The sequence below is a fragment of the Streptococcus sp. CL6.22 genome, assembly GCF_049738055.1.
Classification (GTDB): domain Bacteria; phylum Bacillota; class Bacilli; order Lactobacillales; family Streptococcaceae; genus Streptococcus; species Streptococcus mitis_DJ.
Genome location: NZ_JBKOTV010000006.1, coordinates 85,280 through 100,794 on the forward strand (window position 1 = coordinate 85,280; position 15,515 = coordinate 100,794).

17 protein-coding genes are annotated in these 15,515 nt (G+C 38.6%); 14 read left to right on the forward strand and 3 right to left on the reverse strand.

Translation table 11 applies throughout. The annotated features are described in order from the left end of the window. Window positions 1-55 precede the first annotated feature (55 nt). Both ACLNCW_RS04195 and ACLNCW_RS04200 read right to left on the reverse strand, forming a co-directional pair. A complete protein-coding gene (locus tag ACLNCW_RS04195; RefSeq protein WP_000228847.1) occupies window positions 56-256 on the reverse strand; it encodes a PTS ascorbate transporter subunit IIC in 201 nt (66 codons plus the stop codon). A 2-nt stretch (window positions 257-258) separates the two neighbouring features. Beyond that, window positions 259-1,266: an SPFH domain-containing protein gene (locus tag ACLNCW_RS04200; protein WP_261017917.1), complete on the reverse strand. Its 1,008-nt coding sequence runs from the start codon at window positions 1,264-1,266 to the stop codon at window positions 259-261. Window positions 1,267-1,457: 191 nt separating this feature from the next. Here ACLNCW_RS04200 and ACLNCW_RS04205 point away from each other — a divergent pair, with 191 nt between their 5' ends. The 6 genes from ACLNCW_RS04205 to ilvD all read left to right on the forward strand — a co-directional run bounded on the left by ACLNCW_RS04205 (window position 1,458) and on the right by ilvD (window position 8,859). Beyond that, complete coding sequence (locus ACLNCW_RS04205) at window positions 1,458-3,488, forward strand: BglG family transcription antiterminator (RefSeq protein ID WP_229294806.1); 2,031 nt, start codon at window positions 1,458-1,460, stop codon at window positions 3,486-3,488. Window positions 3,489-3,491: 3 nt separating this feature from the next. Continuing rightward, window positions 3,492-3,776 carry a PTS sugar transporter subunit IIB gene (locus ACLNCW_RS04210; protein WP_000912476.1) on the forward strand — a complete coding sequence of 95 codons (285 nt, stop codon included), beginning with the start codon at window positions 3,492-3,494 and terminating at the stop codon, window positions 3,774-3,776. A gap of 12 nt (window positions 3,777-3,788) precedes the next feature. Next, complete coding sequence (locus tag ACLNCW_RS04215) at window positions 3,789-5,135, forward strand: PTS ascorbate transporter subunit IIC (protein ID WP_024056492.1); 1,347 nt, start codon at window positions 3,789-3,791, stop codon at window positions 5,133-5,135. A gap of 3 nt (window positions 5,136-5,138) precedes the next feature. Next, window positions 5,139-5,996: a transketolase gene (locus tag ACLNCW_RS04220; RefSeq protein WP_261082324.1), complete on the forward strand. Its 858-nt coding sequence runs from the start codon at window positions 5,139-5,141 to the stop codon at window positions 5,994-5,996. Then, window positions 5,993-6,925 (forward strand): transketolase family protein, encoded by a 933-nt coding sequence (locus tag ACLNCW_RS04225; protein WP_112444836.1) that lies wholly within the window; start codon window positions 5,993-5,995, stop codon window positions 6,923-6,925. The genes ACLNCW_RS04220 and ACLNCW_RS04225 overlap by 4 nt, the downstream gene beginning before the upstream one ends. 230 nt (window positions 6,926-7,155) lie before the next feature. Further along, the gene (gene ilvD / locus ACLNCW_RS04230; protein WP_000137346.1) at window positions 7,156-8,859 is read left to right on the forward strand and encodes a dihydroxy-acid dehydratase; all 1,704 of its coding nucleotides are present in this window, start codon (window positions 7,156-7,158) and stop codon (window positions 8,857-8,859) included. A 60-nt stretch (window positions 8,860-8,919) separates the two neighbouring features. Here ilvD and ACLNCW_RS04235 read toward each other — a convergent pair whose 3' ends face one another. Then, complete coding sequence (locus tag ACLNCW_RS04235; RefSeq protein ID WP_001204052.1) at window positions 8,920-9,261, reverse strand: metal-sulfur cluster assembly factor; 342 nt, start codon at window positions 9,259-9,261, stop codon at window positions 8,920-8,922. 123 nt (window positions 9,262-9,384) lie between these two features. Between ACLNCW_RS04235 and rgg the strand changes: the two genes are divergently transcribed. The 8 genes from rgg to ACLNCW_RS04275 all read left to right on the forward strand — a co-directional run bounded on the left by rgg (window position 9,385) and on the right by ACLNCW_RS04275 (window position 15,373). Beyond that, on the forward strand, window positions 9,385-10,236 hold the full coding sequence (rgg, locus tag ACLNCW_RS04240) for a quorum-sensing system transcriptional regulator Rgg (protein WP_033687485.1): 852 nt from the start codon (window positions 9,385-9,387) through the stop codon (window positions 10,234-10,236). 200 nt (window positions 10,237-10,436) lie between these two features. Next, window positions 10,437-11,684, forward strand: coding sequence for a transporter (locus ACLNCW_RS04245; protein WP_424845420.1), 1,248 nt, complete (start codon window positions 10,437-10,439; stop codon window positions 11,682-11,684). Between the two features lie 228 nt (window positions 11,685-11,912). Beyond that, the gene (gene hisS / locus ACLNCW_RS04250) at window positions 11,913-13,193 is read left to right on the forward strand and encodes a histidine--tRNA ligase (RefSeq protein WP_424845421.1); all 1,281 of its coding nucleotides are present in this window, start codon (window positions 11,913-11,915) and stop codon (window positions 13,191-13,193) included. Between the two features lie 143 nt (window positions 13,194-13,336). Next, entirely contained in the window at window positions 13,337-13,540 is a 204-nt protein-coding gene (locus tag ACLNCW_RS04255) for a helix-turn-helix transcriptional regulator (RefSeq protein ID WP_223330817.1), read from the forward strand. Then, window positions 13,540-13,737 carry a hypothetical protein gene (locus ACLNCW_RS04260; RefSeq protein ID WP_223330816.1) on the forward strand — a complete coding sequence of 66 codons (198 nt, stop codon included), beginning with the start codon at window positions 13,540-13,542 and terminating at the stop codon, window positions 13,735-13,737. The genes ACLNCW_RS04255 and ACLNCW_RS04260 overlap by 1 nt, the downstream gene beginning before the upstream one ends. After that, window positions 13,734-14,474, forward strand: a complete 741-nt coding sequence (locus tag ACLNCW_RS04265) for a DUF3169 family protein (protein WP_424845422.1) — start codon at window positions 13,734-13,736, stop codon at window positions 14,472-14,474. Before ACLNCW_RS04260 ends, ACLNCW_RS04265 begins: the two co-directional genes overlap by 4 nt. A 9-nt stretch (window positions 14,475-14,483) precedes the next feature. Next, entirely contained in the window at window positions 14,484-15,125 is a 642-nt protein-coding gene (locus ACLNCW_RS04270) for a CPBP family intramembrane glutamic endopeptidase (RefSeq protein ID WP_223330844.1), read from the forward strand. 17 nt (window positions 15,126-15,142) lie between these two features. Then, window positions 15,143-15,373, forward strand: a complete 231-nt coding sequence (locus tag ACLNCW_RS04275; protein ID WP_000832184.1) for a hypothetical protein — start codon at window positions 15,143-15,145, stop codon at window positions 15,371-15,373. Window positions 15,374-15,515: the final 142 nt, after the last annotated feature.

Genomic DNA, 15,515 nt, shown 5'->3' on the forward strand with positions numbered 1-15,515 from the left:
TGACAAAAAAAGATGAAAAAATTCTCCTATCCGACCTAGCAGACAGGAGAAGGTGTTAAATATCAATCTCAAATGGTTCGTCAATGGTTTCTGATACGTATTTTCCGTCTTTCTTCCGTTGTTTGACACATTCTGTGAGGAGATATTCGATTTGCCCATTGACTGAACGAAAGTCATCTTCTGCCCATGATGCGAGTGCAGCGTATAACTTTGTTGAGAGTCGAAGGGGGATCTGCTTTTTTTTAGCTTCAACCATCTTTAGTAAAGACTTCCTGTGTTGACAATTGGTTGTGCATCATGATTGCCACAGAGGACGACTAGGAGATTTGAAACCATGGCAGCTTTTCGTTCTTCGTCAAGCTCTACCAATTCCCCTTCATTGAGTCGTTCTAGTGCCATTTCAACCATTCCTACAGCACCATCCACAATCATCTTACGGGCATCAATTATGGCAGATGCTTGTTGGCGTTGAAGCATGACAGCAGCAATTTCTGGAGCGTAAGCTAGGTAAGTAATACGTGCTTCAAGGATTTCCAAGCCAGCATCCTCAACACGACTTTGGATTTCTTCACGAATACGATTAGCCACAATTTCGCTAGAGCCACGGAGACTACCTTCATCTGCTTGGCCGTCACCCGTAGTATCCACGTTAGGAGACACATCGTAAGGATAGATGCGGACAATATTTCGGAGGGCGCTATCACATTGCAATGAAAGATATTCTTTGTAGTTATCAACGTTGAAAACTGCCTTAGCGGTGTCGACAACTCTCCAAGTTACCGCGATACCGATTTCTACGGGATTTCCTAGACAATCATTGATTTTTTGACGAGAATTGCTCAAGGTCATGACTTTGAGGGAAATCTGTTTCTTGCCAATTTCAAGATTTACATCATTGCCATTTGATGATTTCATCCCAGAAAAAGGAGATTTTGTGCTAACATCACCACTTTGTCCAAGTCGAGTGTGGTTTGCAGGGTTGACTGCTACGCTGAAGGGATTGACAAAGTAAAAACCAGGTTCTTTGATGGTACCTGTATAGTTACCAAAGAGTGTCAGAACCAGAGCTTCTTGAGGTTTGACAACTTTTAAACCAGCATGAGTTAGGCCTGCAATTAAGCTTAATAAAAGTCCGCTAATAATTCCAAATATGTTTTCCGAACCAACACCTATTATAAATATAAAGATACCAAGTACGATTATCAACTCAATGAGAATCAATGCGAATACACCATTTGGTTTTGAATTGATTAGTTTTTCAGTCATAAGAATGGCCTCCTATTATTTGATATCTAAATGATATCACTTTGTTTTTAAAAGTCAATAGAAAGTTGAAAAATAATCACTAAAAAGTTTCAGCCCAATAATTACTTGTAGGAGGTGAGATTATATTGTGCTGAAATACTCTTTTATTCTTATAACTTTTACACTATAATTGTAGTTAGAAAGGAAGAGAAATGTTTGATTATAGAGCACTAGTTATTTTGATGACTTTGATGGATCATTGTGAGCTATCATTATATGAATTATCTGTTAAGGTGAGCTTGCCTATAAAGGAAGTCAAAGAAGGAATAGATTATTTAGTGCCTTATCTAGCTAATAAAGGGATAGTGCTGGATAAAAAACAAGGTCGCTATAGTTTATCAAATCGTACGAAGCAGTCTTTGACAGATATTATTAAGTCGGATGAATTGGTTTTACCAAAGTCGACTCGCTTAGCATTAATCTATCTTTACACTTTTTGCCGATTAGATTTTATATCGAATAATCATTACCAAGACTTTTTGAAAGTAAGTAAGAATACAACCTTATCTGATATTCAATCATTAAGAAAGATTATGTTAGACAATGATTTGGAGCTAGGGTACAGTAGAGCAAAAGGTTATACTTTACACGGTTCAGAGTGGAATAAGCACCGTTTAGCTTTTCAAATGGTTAGTGAGTTGCTGGAATCCTCCATAGGGATTTGGGGGGTGGATTATGTTTTATCCAGTTGGGGGTATTCATTAACTTATGATTTGATTGATCAGGTAGTTAAAGATTATTATGAAAAGCTACAGATAGTACCTATTGTTAATCAATTAAAAGTTTGCCTTTTCGGTTTAGTATTCATTATATGTAGATATCAAAGGGATGTTGAAAGAGTATGTCTTTCAGAGACATTAGTATCTCCTATTATTCAAGATATAACGACTATTTTATTAGATACAGTAGTTGATTTGGGAATTATAGATACGGTATTTTCAGAGGATGATTATCGCTATGTCACAGTTTTATTATCAAGTTGCTTTGAAGGTGAAGTAGATGTTGCTCCGGTTTACTTTAATCAATTAACAGAGGCTATTATAAGTAGAATGGAAGATATTTCTTTGTTACATTTTAAACAAAGAGAAGTATTGAGAGAAAATCTTCGCCGTCACCTTATACCGGCTTACTATAGATTAAAGTTCGGCTTACCTAGCTCAAATGAATATGTGTTGCATGTTAAAGAACATTATCCTGATTTATTTGAACTAGTAAAAGATTCTTTGACTCCCTTGATGGACGCTATTGACAAGCCCATACCTGATAGTGAAACAGCATATTTTGTTATCCATTTTGGAGGATATTTAAAGAAAGCAGACAATTTGCCTCAAAAATGTTATAAAGCAGCAATTATCTGTCCTAATGGAATTAGTTCTTCATTGATGATAAAAGAGAATCTATTAGCATTATTCCCTCAAATTGAGTTTATAGGAACCTCAAAGATTGATGATTTATATGCGAAAACTAGTAGTGACTATGATATGGTTTTTTCTACTATAAAGGTGGATACAGAGAAGCCAAATTATCTAGTTTCTGTTATGATGACGGAAGAACAAACAACACAGTTAGTTGAATTGGTATCAAAAGATTTCCCAGATACAGGTTATCGAGATATTGAGCTTAATCAGATAATTAGCATAGTAAGACGATATAGTGTAATCACACAAGAATTAGAGTTAAAATTAGCATTAAAGAGGTATCTCTATCAAGAAATGAACAGAAAGGAAGTGTTACCATTGTTAGAAGAATTAATTACAAAAGAAACTTATCAGGTTAGTTCGGAAAAATTAGGATGGAAGGAGGCAATTCGTTTAGCAGCTAAACCGCTTTTGGATCAACATAAGATAACTGAGAACTACCCTGAGGCAATGATTCAAAAAGTAGAAGAGTTTGGGCCTTTTATTAATTTAGGGAAGGGAGTAGCAATTCCTCACGCTCGGCCAGATGAAGGTGTGAATGAAATAGGAATGTCAATGTTAGTTTTGGAAGAACCGATTTATTTATTGGATAATCCAGAACAAGAGGTAAGATTGTTGATTTGTATTGCAGCTATTGATAATGAGAGTCATTTAAAGGCTTTGTCACATTTAACAACAATTTTAAGAGATAAAAATCATGTTCAAACTTTAATATCATCAAAAAACTATGATGACATTGAAATGATAATTAAACAGGAGGATTAGATAATGTTAAAAATTGGTACAGCTTGTGGTTCAGGATTAGGTTCAAGTTTTATGGTACAGATGAATATTGAATCTGTATTGAGTGATTTGAATGTTTCAGATGTAGAAGTTGAACACTATGATTTAGGTGGAGCAGATCCAAATGCAGCTGATATTTGGATTGTTGGTCGTGATTTAGCTGATTCAGCTAGTCATCTTGGAGATGTTCGTATCTTAAATAGTATTATTGATATGGATGAACTACGAGAATTAATTACTAAACTTTGTGAAGAAAAAGGACTTATTTAGGAGGCTAGCGTCATGATGAAGTTCATATTGGATATTGTTAGTACACCAGCTATTTTAGTAGCTTTAATTGCAATCTTAGGATTAGTTCTTCAGAAGAAGAAATTACCTGATATTATTAAAGGTGGAATTAAGACCTTTGTTGGTTTCTTAGTTGTATCTGGTGGTGCAGGAATTGTACAAAATTCTTTGAATCCATTTGGTACCATGTTTGAACATGCTTTTCATTTATCTGGAGTTGTACCGAATAATGAAGCAATTGTAGCTGTAGCTTTAACCACATATGGCTCAGCTACTGCAATGATTATGTTTGCAGGTATGGTATTCAATATCTTAATTGCTCGTTTTACTCGATTCAAATATATCTTTTTAACAGGGCACCACACTCTATATATGGCGTGTATGATTGCGGTCATTTTATCAGTTGCTGGCTTTACAAGTTTGCCTCTTATCTTACTAGGAGGATTAGCACTTGGTATTATTATGAGTGTTTCCCCGGCATTTGTGCAAAAATATATGGTTCAATTAACTGGAAATGACAAGGTGGCTTTAGGTCATTTCAGTTCTTTGGGATATTGGTTAAGTGGTTTCACTGGTAGCCTTATCGGTGACAAATCAAAATCAACAGAGGACATTAAATTCCCAAAGAGTTTAGCTTTTTTACGTGATAGTACTGTTAGTATTACTTTATCTATGGCAGTTATTTACATTATTGTAGCTATCTTTGCAGGGTCAGAATATATAGAAAAAGAAATCAGTAATGGTACAAGTGGTCTAGTTTATGCTTTACAATTAGCAGGTCAATTTGCAGCAGGTGTATTTGTTATTTTAGCAGGTGTTCGCCTTATTTTGGGTGAAATTGTTCCAGCCTTTAAAGGTATTTCAGAGCGTCTTGTACCTAATTCAAAACCTGCTTTGGATTGTCCGATTGTTTATACTTATGCACCTAATGCAGTCCTAATTGGATTTATCTCTAGTTTTGTTGGTGGTTTAGTAAGTATGGCAATTATGATTGCTTCAGGAACGGTTGTCATCTTACCAGGCGTTGTGCCTCATTTCTTCTGTGGAGCGACTGCAGGTGTCATTGGGAATGCATCTGGTGGTGTTCGTGGAGCCACTATTGGAGCATTTTTACAAGGTATTTTAATTAGTTTTCTTCCAGTCTTTTTAATGCCAGTTTTGGGAGGACTTGGTTTCCAAGGGTCAACTTTCTCAGATGCAGATTTTGGTCTATCAGGAATTATTTTAGGAATGTTGAATCAATTTGGCTCACAAGCAGGCATTGTTATTGGTCTTGTTCTTATTCTAGCAGTTATGTTTGGAGTATCCTTTATTAAAAAGCCATCTGCAAAGGAGGAATAAGGGATGATTTTAAGTGAAAATAGAGAAGATGAGTTAAGAAAATTTGCAACAAAAATCCGATTAAATACTCTTAGAACATTGAATCATCTTGGATTCGGCCATTATGGAGGGAGTCTGTCTATAGTAGAAGTTTTAGCAGTGCTTTATGGTGAAATAATACCGATGACTCCAGAAATATTTGCGTCACGAGATAGAGATTATTTTGTTTTATCCAAGGGACATGCTGGACCAGCTTTGTACAGCACACTCTATTTGAATGGTTTCTTTGACAAAGAATTCTTACATTCTTTAAATACAAATGGGACCAAATTACCGTCTCATCCTGATAGAAATCTAACGCCGGGCATAGATATGACAACTGGCTCTTTAGGACAGGGAATTAGTGTTGCAACCGGGCTTGCATATGGTCAGAGAATAAGAAAAAGTCCCTTTTATACCTATGCTATTGTTGGAGATGGTGAGTTAAATGAGGGACAATGTTGGGAGGCTATACAGTTTGCTTCTCATCAACAGTTATCTAATTTAATTGTATTTGTAGACGATAACAAAAAACAATTAGATGGTTTTACAAAGGATATTTGTAATCCAGGTGATTTTGTAGAAAAATTCTCAGCATTTGGGTTTGAATCCATTAGGGTCAATGGTTCAGATATTAGAGAAATTTATGAAGGGATTATTCAATTAAAACAGTCAAATAATTCATCCCCTAAGTGTATTGTATTAGACACTATTAAAGGTCAAGGAGTTCGAGAGCTGGAAGAAATGAAATCCAATCATCATCTTCGCCCTACTGTAGAGGAGAGACAAATGTTAACTTCAGTTGTAGAAAGATTAAGTCAGGAATTGGAGGAAACAGAATGATGAGAAGTACGAAAGAATTACGACATGTGTATAGAGATTTCCTTCTAGAAGCTAACCAAAGTTATTCTGATATAGTAGTTTTAGAAGCAGACTTGTCAAGTTCGATGGCTACTAATAATCTTGAAAAGGACTTTGGAGACCGTTATGTGAATGTTGGGATCATGGAAGCAGAAATGGTCGGGCTTGCAGCAGGTTTATCTATTCAGGGGTTTAGACCTTATCTTCATACATTTGGCCCTTTTGCTTCACGAAGAGTATTTGATCAATTATTTATTTCTCTTGGGTACGCACAATTGGATGCCACTGTGATTGGCTCAGATGCAGGAGTAACGGCAGAGATGAATGGTGGAACACATATGCCATTTGAAGAAATTGGATTGTTACGTTTAATTCCTAAATCAATCATTTTCGAAGCAACTGATGATATCCAATTTCGTGAAATCTTGAACCAGACATTAGACTTAAAAGGACTAAAATATATTCGAACAATTAGAAAAGCTCCAGAGGCTGTATATCAAGGTGGAGAAGACTTTTCTAAAGGCTACATTGAGTTAAGACACGGTGAAGATGTTGTAATAGTTGCTTCTGGCATAATGGTTGCTCCAAGTATTCGAGTTGCGGATGAACTGTCTAAATTAGGTTATTCAGTAGGTGTGATAGATTTATTTAGAATCAAACCGATACCAGAACAGATAAAAACAATGTTAAGTGGAAAAACTATATTTACTGTAGAAAACCACAATCAGATAGGTGGAATTGGCAGTGCTTTATGTGAATTATTCTCTGATGATGGAATAACAAAAATTCATCGGATGGGTGTTCAAGAAAGATTCGGTCAAGTAGGGAAAATGGATTATCTTCTTAATGAGTATGGTTTGAGTGAATCGAATATAAAAGAGAAAGTTCTAGAGTTTTATAATGCAAGATAGATGTTAAATACACTTATCTGAAAGAACTTCTGTAAAAATTACATTACGTTATTTAAATCAAGCGGATTAAAAGCATATTCTGGTAATCAGAAAGTGCCCTGATCCGCTTTGTTGTTTTTAATTTAAAATGTTTATATATGTATAGAATTTTCTGAAAATTCAAGAATTTTCTTCTGTTCATTGCTTTTAAAATGTGCTATAATAGTAAAAACTGAAATGGGAGGGAACAAATGACTGAATTAGATAAACGTCACCGCAGTAGCATTTATGACAGTATGGTAAAATCACCAAACCGTGCCATGCTTCGTGCGACTGGTATGACAGATAAGGACTTTGAAACACCGATTGTGGGAGTGATTTCGACTTGGGCGGAAAATACACCATGTAACATTCACTTGCATGATTTTGGGAAATTGGCTAAAGAAGGTGTCAAATCGGCAGGTGCTTGGCCTGTGCAGTTTGGGACTATCACTGTAGCGGACGGGATTGCCATGGGAACGCCTGGAATGCGTTTCTCTTTGACATCTCGTGATATCATTGCAGACTCAATCGAGGCGGCTATGGGTGGTCACAACGTCGATGCCTTCGTCGCTATCGGTGGCTGTGACAAGAACATGCCTGGTTCTATGATTGCCATTGCCAATATGGACATCCCAGCTATTTTCGCCTATGGTGGAACAATTGCACCGGGAAATCTTGATGGCAAAGACATCGATTTGGTTTCTGTTTTTGAGGGTATCGGAAAATGGAACCACGGTGACATGACGGCTGAGGACGTGAAACGTCTTGAATGTAATGCCTGCCCTGGACCTGGTGGCTGTGGTGGTATGTACACTGCTAATACCATGGCGACTGCTATCGAAGTTCTCGGTATGAGTTTGCCAGGTTCATCCTCTCACCCAGCTGAATCAGCTGACAAGAAAGAAGACATCGAAGCAGCAGGACGTGCTGTTGTTAAGATGTTGGAGCTCGGTCTCAAACCGTCAGATATCTTGACTCGTGAAGCCTTTGAAGATGCCATCACTGTAACTATGGCTCTCGGTGGTTCTACAAACGCCACTCTTCACTTACTTGCCATTGCCCACGCGGCAAATGTTGACTTGTCACTTGAGGACTTCAATACGATTCAAGAACGTGTGCCTCACTTGGCTGACTTGAAGCCATCTGGTCAGTATGTCTTCCAAGACCTCTACGAAGTTGGTGGTGTGCCTGCGGTTATGAGATATCTCTTGGCTAATGGCTTCCTTCACGGAGACCGTATCACATGTACTGGTAAGACAGTTGCTGAAAACTTGGCCGACTTTGCAGACCTTACACCAGGTCAAAAAGTCATCATGCCACTTGAAAATCCAAAACGTGCGGACGGTCCGCTTATCATCTTGAACGGGAATCTTGCCCCTGACGGTGCGGTTGCCAAGGTATCAGGTGTTAAAGTGCGTCGTCACGTTGGACCAGCTAAGGTCTTTGACTCAGAAGAAGATGCGATTCAGGCTGTTTTGACAGATGAAATCGTTGATGGCGATGTAGTCGTTGTTCGTTTTGTTGGACCTAAGGGTGGTCCTGGTATGCCTGAGATGCTGTCACTTTCATCCATGATTGTTGGTAAAGGTCAAGGAGACAAGGTTGCCCTCTTGACGGATGGCCGTTTCTCTGGTGGTACTTATGGTCTGGTTGTTGGACATATCGCTCCTGAAGCTCAGGATGGTGGACCAATTGCCTACCTTCGTACAGGTGATATCGTTACGGTTGACCAAGATACCAAAGAAATTTCCATGGCCGTATCCGAAGAAGAACTTGAAAAACGCAAGGCAGAAACAACCTTGCCACCACTTTATAGCCGTGGTGTCCTCGGTAAATATGCCCATATTGTATCATCTGCTTCACGCGGAGCCGTGACAGACTTCTGGAATATGGACAAGTCAGGTAAAAAATAAACTTAAAAAGCAAGCCAATCTCGGCTTGCTTCTTTTCATCTTCAAAAGTAATTTGCCTGTTTAACGAGGTGGCAGTCCAAGGGCAATACGACCGTAGCGACTGATTCGTGTGATCTTCCAGGCAGGCGACCAGGTAACTTCAACCTTGACATCTTCGATACCCTCGATTTGTTTCAGACCTGCCACGATTTCGATAGGTAGGCTTTCGGCGCAATCACAGGCGGTGTCGGTGAAGGTCATGACAATCTTACAGAGGCCTGTTTCGTCTAGATTAATTTCATAAATCAGCCCTAGATTGTAAACATCCAATTCCACATCTGTATCAAAAACCTTCTCTAGTTTTTCGATAATTTGGTCTTGTAAGGCCAAAGCACGGTCATTGATTTTGATATCGTCTCTCATAACAGTCCCTCCACGTGATAAATATCCTCTATTTTCTCATAATTCTGACAATTTGGCAAGTTTTTGATGAATTTTCTGAAAAATATGATAAAATGAAGAAAATACTCAATCAAGGGGAAGCCTATGGAGCAGATTGGAAAAGTCTTTAGACAATTACGAGAGTCAAGAAATATCTCGCTGAGACAAGCAACTGGGGGACAATTTTCGCCATCTATGTTGTCCCGCTTTGAAACAGGTCATAGTGAGCTTTCGGTGGAAAAGTTTCTATTTGCCCTAGAAAATATATCTGCCAGTGTAGAGGAAATCCTCTTTCTGGCGAGAGGGTTTCAGTATGATACAGATTCTGAGTTGAGAAAAGAAATCATAGATGTCTTGGATCCAAAGAACATAGCTCCGCTTGAGGACTTGTATCGCAAGGAGTATCAAAAGCAAGCCCATTCTCAAAACAAACAGAAACATATTCTAAATGCCATTCTTATCAAGTCTTATATGAAGAGCATGGATGAAAGGGTAGAGTTAACGGCAGAGGAAGGAAAAGTCCTTCATGATTACCTGTTTTCTACCGAGATTTGGGGAATCTATGAACTCAATTTATTTTCAGTCAGTTCACCATTTCTATCTGTTTCTCTTTTTACTAGATATGTACGAGAAATGGTTCGAAAATCTGATTTTCTAATGGAAATGTCTGGTAATCGAAACCTTTTTCACACTATACTATTGAATGGCTTTTTAGCCAGCATTGAGTGTGAAGAATTTACCAATGCCTCTTATTTTAAACGTGTTATCGAAGAGCATTTCTACAATGAAAATGAAACCTATTTCCGAATTGTCTATTTGTGGGCGGAAGGTCTCCTTGATAGCAAGCAAGGCAGAGTCAAGGAAGGTCAGAAAAAGATGGAAGATGCTGTCCGTATTTTTGAGATGCTTGGCTGTAATAAATCTGCCGAATACTATAGAAAAACGACCGATTGTTGAATATCTGCAAACTAAGAAAATTATTTAAAATTTGAAGCGATAGAACTCTTACCCTCTCTCAGGTTATCAAAGAAGGTCTATCGTTTTTTTTGCTTATTTTATGTGTTGCATATATTCAAAAGTTTTTCCTCTAGAATTTCTAAGTGCTATACTATAGTCATACTTTACATAAGAACTTCGAACAAGAAGGGAGATTACCTATGAAATTATTGTTTAGAAATCACGCTTATCGTCTCTTGACTTTGTCACGATTTTTTAATGCTTTTGGTGCTTCGATTTTCAACCTGGTATTTATCGTCTATGCATCAACCCTGCCACAAGCATCTTTTGCTGTTGCTATGGCGAATATTGTCATGCTTCTTCCGACTCTCTTTACAGTTTTTGTAGGGATTCGGGCAGATTACACGAGGGACAAGGTCAAATGGATGGTCTATAGCGGTTTGTTTCAGGCGGTTTTATTTTTTCTGGCAGCCCTAGTTGTTCAGCAAGCTAGTTTATTTGCCTTTTCTAGCCTGTGTTTGATCAATGTCATTAGTGATGTTATCAGTGATTTTGCAGGTGGCTTGCGCATGCCTCTTATTAAGGAAAAAGTAGCTGAAGATGATCTGATGGAGGCTTATTCTTTTTCCCAGTTCATCACCTATATTTCAGCCATTGGTGGTCAAGCTTTCGGAGTCTGGCTCTTAGGGCTATCGGTCAATAATTTTTCTCTCGTTGCGGGAATCAATGCCTGTTTTTTCCTAGTATCAGCCGTTATCCTCTTTTTAGGAAAAAGCAAATTGAGACTGTCGATTTCATCCGCTGATGGTGAATCACTAAAAAATGAGAAGCTTTCTATCAAAGAGCAGTTCCTAACAATTTACCGAAATTTACGCCTTGTTTTTCTTAAAGGTGGACAGAAAAACTTTGGTTTCATGATCTTTGCTGTCTTGCTTATCAATGCCTTAGGTGGCGCTCTAGGAAGCGTTTATAACATCTTCTTTTTGAGCCATTCTCTCTTGAATTTTTCTTACACAGAGGCACTATTTATCGAGCAAGTCTGTGTTTTATTAGCAATTATCATCAGTAGCCTTACGGGAAATGATTATTTTGGGAAGCAGTCCTTGCCTAGATTGATGATGTGGGTGACATTAGGAGTCAGTCTAGTTGGTCTGGCTAACTTATTCAATCAAGTCGTGCTTGGTTTGCTATTTCTCTGTTCAACTCTGTATGTTTCTGGTAAAGTTCCACCAAAGATTAATGCCATGCTCCTGAAAAATCTAGCTCCAGAGGTTCTAGCTCGTACCAGTAATTTTTTGGGTTTATTGTTTACCTTATCAGTACCTCTTGGTACAGCCTGTTTTTCACTTGTAGCTGTATGGAATATACAGTTGACTTGGATGCTATTTGTTGGTCTTTCCTTGTTAGCTATTCTTTTGACAGGTCTTAATCTCAAAAATGATATCTAATACTCTTCGAAAATCTCTTCAAACCACGTCAACGTCGCCTTGCCGTAGTACGGTTACTGACTTCGTCAGTTCTATCCACAACCTCAAAACAGTGTTTTGAGCAACCTGCGGCTAGTTTCCTAGTTTGCTCTTTGATTTTCATTGAGTATAAATCCTAATTTTTTTCTCACTGTTTTAATCCCTCTATTTATGGTAAAATAAGACTATTAAGTTTAAAGAGGATTCCCTATGAAATTACAAAAACCAAAAGGAACGCAGGATATTTTACCTGCTGAATCTGCCAAATGGCAGTACGTTGAGGGCTTTGCCCGTGAGATTTTCAAGCGCTACAACTATGCAGAAGTGCGCACGCCTATTTTTGAGCATTACGAGGTCATCAGTCGCTCTGTCGGAGATACGACCGATATCGTAACCAAGGAAATGTACGATTTCTATGACAAGGGTGACCGTCATATCACCCTCCGTCCAGAAGGAACTGCGCCCGTTGTACGTTCCTATGTGGAAAATAAACTCTTCGCCCCAGAAGTGCAAAAGCCAAGCAAGTTCTATTACATGGGACCAATGTTCCGCTATGAGCGTCCACAGGCAGGGCGTTTGCGCCAGTTCCACCAGATTGGTGTTGAGTGTTTTAGCTCTAGCAATCCAGCTACCGATGTGGAAACAATCGCGATGGCAGCCCATTTCTTGAAAGAGATCGGCATCCAAGGTGTCAAATTGCACCTCAACACTCTTGGAAATCCTGAGAGCCGCGCGGCCTACCGCCAAGCCTTGATTGACTATTTGACACCGCTCAAGGAGACCTTGTCTAAGGATAGCCAACGTCGTTTGGAGGAAAATCCTCTCCGTGTCTTGGACTCTAAGGAAAAAGAAGACAAGGTGGCAGTGGAGAATGCGCCGTCTATCTTGGACTTCCTTGATGAAGAAAGCCAAGCTCATTTTGATGCTGTGCGTCAGATGTTGGAAAATCTTGGAGTAGACTATATCATCGATACCAATATGGTGCGTGGTTTGGACTACTACAACCACACCATTTTCGAGTTTATCACTGAGATTGAGGGCAATGACTTGACAGTCTGTGCGGGTGGTCGCTACGATGGTTTGGTTTCTTACTTTGGAGGCCCTGAAACTGCTGGATTTGGTTTTGGACTTGGTGTAGAGCGCCTGCTTCTCATTCTTGAGAAGCAAGGTGTTGCTCTTCCTATCGAAAACGCCCTAGATGTCTATATCGCAGTCTTGGGTCAAGGAGCAAATGTCAAGGCCTTGGAGTTGGTACAAGCTCTTCGCCAACAAGGTTTCAAAGCAGAGCGTGATTACCTTAACCGTAAACTAAAAGCTCAGTTCAAGTCAGCCGATGTCTTTGCGGCTAAGGCTCTCATCACTCTAGGCGAGAGCGAAGTCGAAAGCGGACAAGTGACGGTCAAGAACAACCAAACACGAGAAGAAGTGCAAGTATCACTTGAGGCTATCAGCCAAAACTTCTCAGAAATCTTTGAAAAACTAGGCTTTTAATAGTAGATAAACTGGTCAGGACCTTACTCCTGACCTTTTTCTTTTGCAAAATGACAAAAATCATAAACTTTTTGACAAATATGCTTGTCAAAAAGAAAAAGATATGTTACAATAAATTCAAGTTAAGAGAAAAGGAGAAAGGAATGCTTAAAAATCGTCTAAAAGAGCTTCGAGCTCGCGATGGTCTCAATCAAACCGACCTGGCCAAGCTGGCAGGGGTTTCCAGACAGACCGTTAGCCTACTAGAACGGGATGAATACACCCCGTCCATTGTAATTGCCCTGAAAATATCTCAAATTTTCAACGAAACAGTCGAATCGGTATTTCGCTTGGAGGAGGACGAGTAATGAACAAGTATAAAGTGATCTATTATGTAGTTGCCATAGCTCTATTAGTCAGCGTGTGTCTACTAATTGGAGCAAATCTAGGATGGTTTGATCTCTATTACAGTGACCAATTTATTTGGGCCTACTTTGCCCTCATCCCAGTCGTTGACTGGATTGAAAATAAATCCAAAAATCTAGCAAGTGAAAAAGGAGAATGAATATGAAAAAGAAACATGGCTTGTTATTTTTAATTCCTTTTGTCTTGGGAGTTTTCTTGTACATGTTTGTAGATATGTTTAAGGCTGGTGCCGAATTTCACGGAATTGTTTTAGATGTAAAAATCTTGATACCATGGATATCAGCTATTTGTTTAGTATTAGGTTTCATTAGCATTCTTTTGACTTTCAATTTCTTAAAGAAAAGCAGAAAATTTCACTCCTTGTATCAAGAGGAAATGGATGATGATTTGAATGAAACCTATTATGTGCAAATGTATCGGAATCTTGAGTTTGGAAGCATTGTTTTTAATATTGCAAGTGTAGCGATTTTATTGGCTCTCTTCATTTCAGCAAGTGAATTAATTGTACTCGATGTAACTCATATAACATTATCCCTTTCCTTTTTGGAATTAGTGCTGTTCTTGCAGAGTCAAAAATATCTTTCTAAAACAATTGCGATTGTTCGTCAGTTTGATTTGGCTCTTTTCTCTACACCAAAGGATGTCTTGAACTATATTAATTCTTATGATGAAGGGGAGCGTCAGGCTAATTTGGAACAGAGTTTTCGAATTTTATTCCAATTAAATCAGTATGTCTTACCAGCCTTATATATTTTTCTTTTTATCATTTCTTTATTGACAGGAGAGATTCAGCTACTGGGCTTCTTGCTTGTCGGAGCTATCCATGTTTATATCAATGTGATGCAGTTACCTATGGTGAAACGTTATTTTAAATAGGAGACCTTTATGAAATTACTTAAAAACTTTGGCTGGTTTCTTCTAGCCCTTCTATCCTTTTTCTTTATCTATAGCTTCATTCAGGGGCTCGCGACTGCTTCGCTTGCCTTAGGCGCTTCCCCCTATGCTGTTACCTTACTCTATGTGGCCTTGGCTGGAGTTTATGTGTACGGCATTTACAAATGGTATCAGAAAGCTCCTGTTCATATTGAGAAGAGTGGCTTTAACCGATTTATTTGGCTCCCTGCCTTGGTTTGGTTCTTATCTCTGGTTGTCCAGTTTTTCTTGCCAGATGATCCTTCGGTAAATCAACAAATGGCGACAGACTTGACCTTGTCTCAACCACTTTTCTCATTCTTTGCGGTCGTTATTTTTGCTCCTTTGACGGAAGAACTTATCTTTAGAGGGATGTTAGCACGCTACCTCTTTCCTAAGCAGGACAATAGTAAACAAACTCTGATTTTTCTTCTGGTATCCAGTGTTTTGTTTGCTTTGATTCATTTCCCAGGTGATGTGCAACAATTTTTAGTTTATAGTAGTCTTGGGTTTAGCTTGGGCTTGGCTTATATTAGCAGAAAAGGTCTGGTCTACAGTATTTCTCTCCACGCTTTGAATAATTTAGTCAGCTTTTTGATGATTCTCATGCTATAATAGAGTCAGGAGGTCACATGAAACGAGTAATTTTATTAGCAGTGATTCAAGCAGTCGTTCTATTTTTCATCATTGGAGCGCTAGCTTATGCCTTTAAGGGCGATTTCTTCTACAACTATCTAGCAGTTGTCTTTGCCCCTATTGCAGGTGTCTTGCGCTTTGGGACAGCTTACACAACGGAAATTGTCTTGCCGAGAAAGGCAGCTGAAATCGCTGAAAAGCGTAAAGCAGGCAAAAATTCAAAATAAAAGAGTCCGGTGAATTTCATCGGATTTTTGTATGGGTGTTAATTTTTAGAGTCTTCACTTGATTTTTAAAGTCAGGCAAACTTTTCTGATGATTTTCATGAAGAGCCTGCGCTTTTATGGTAAAATAGTAACAGAATAAAAG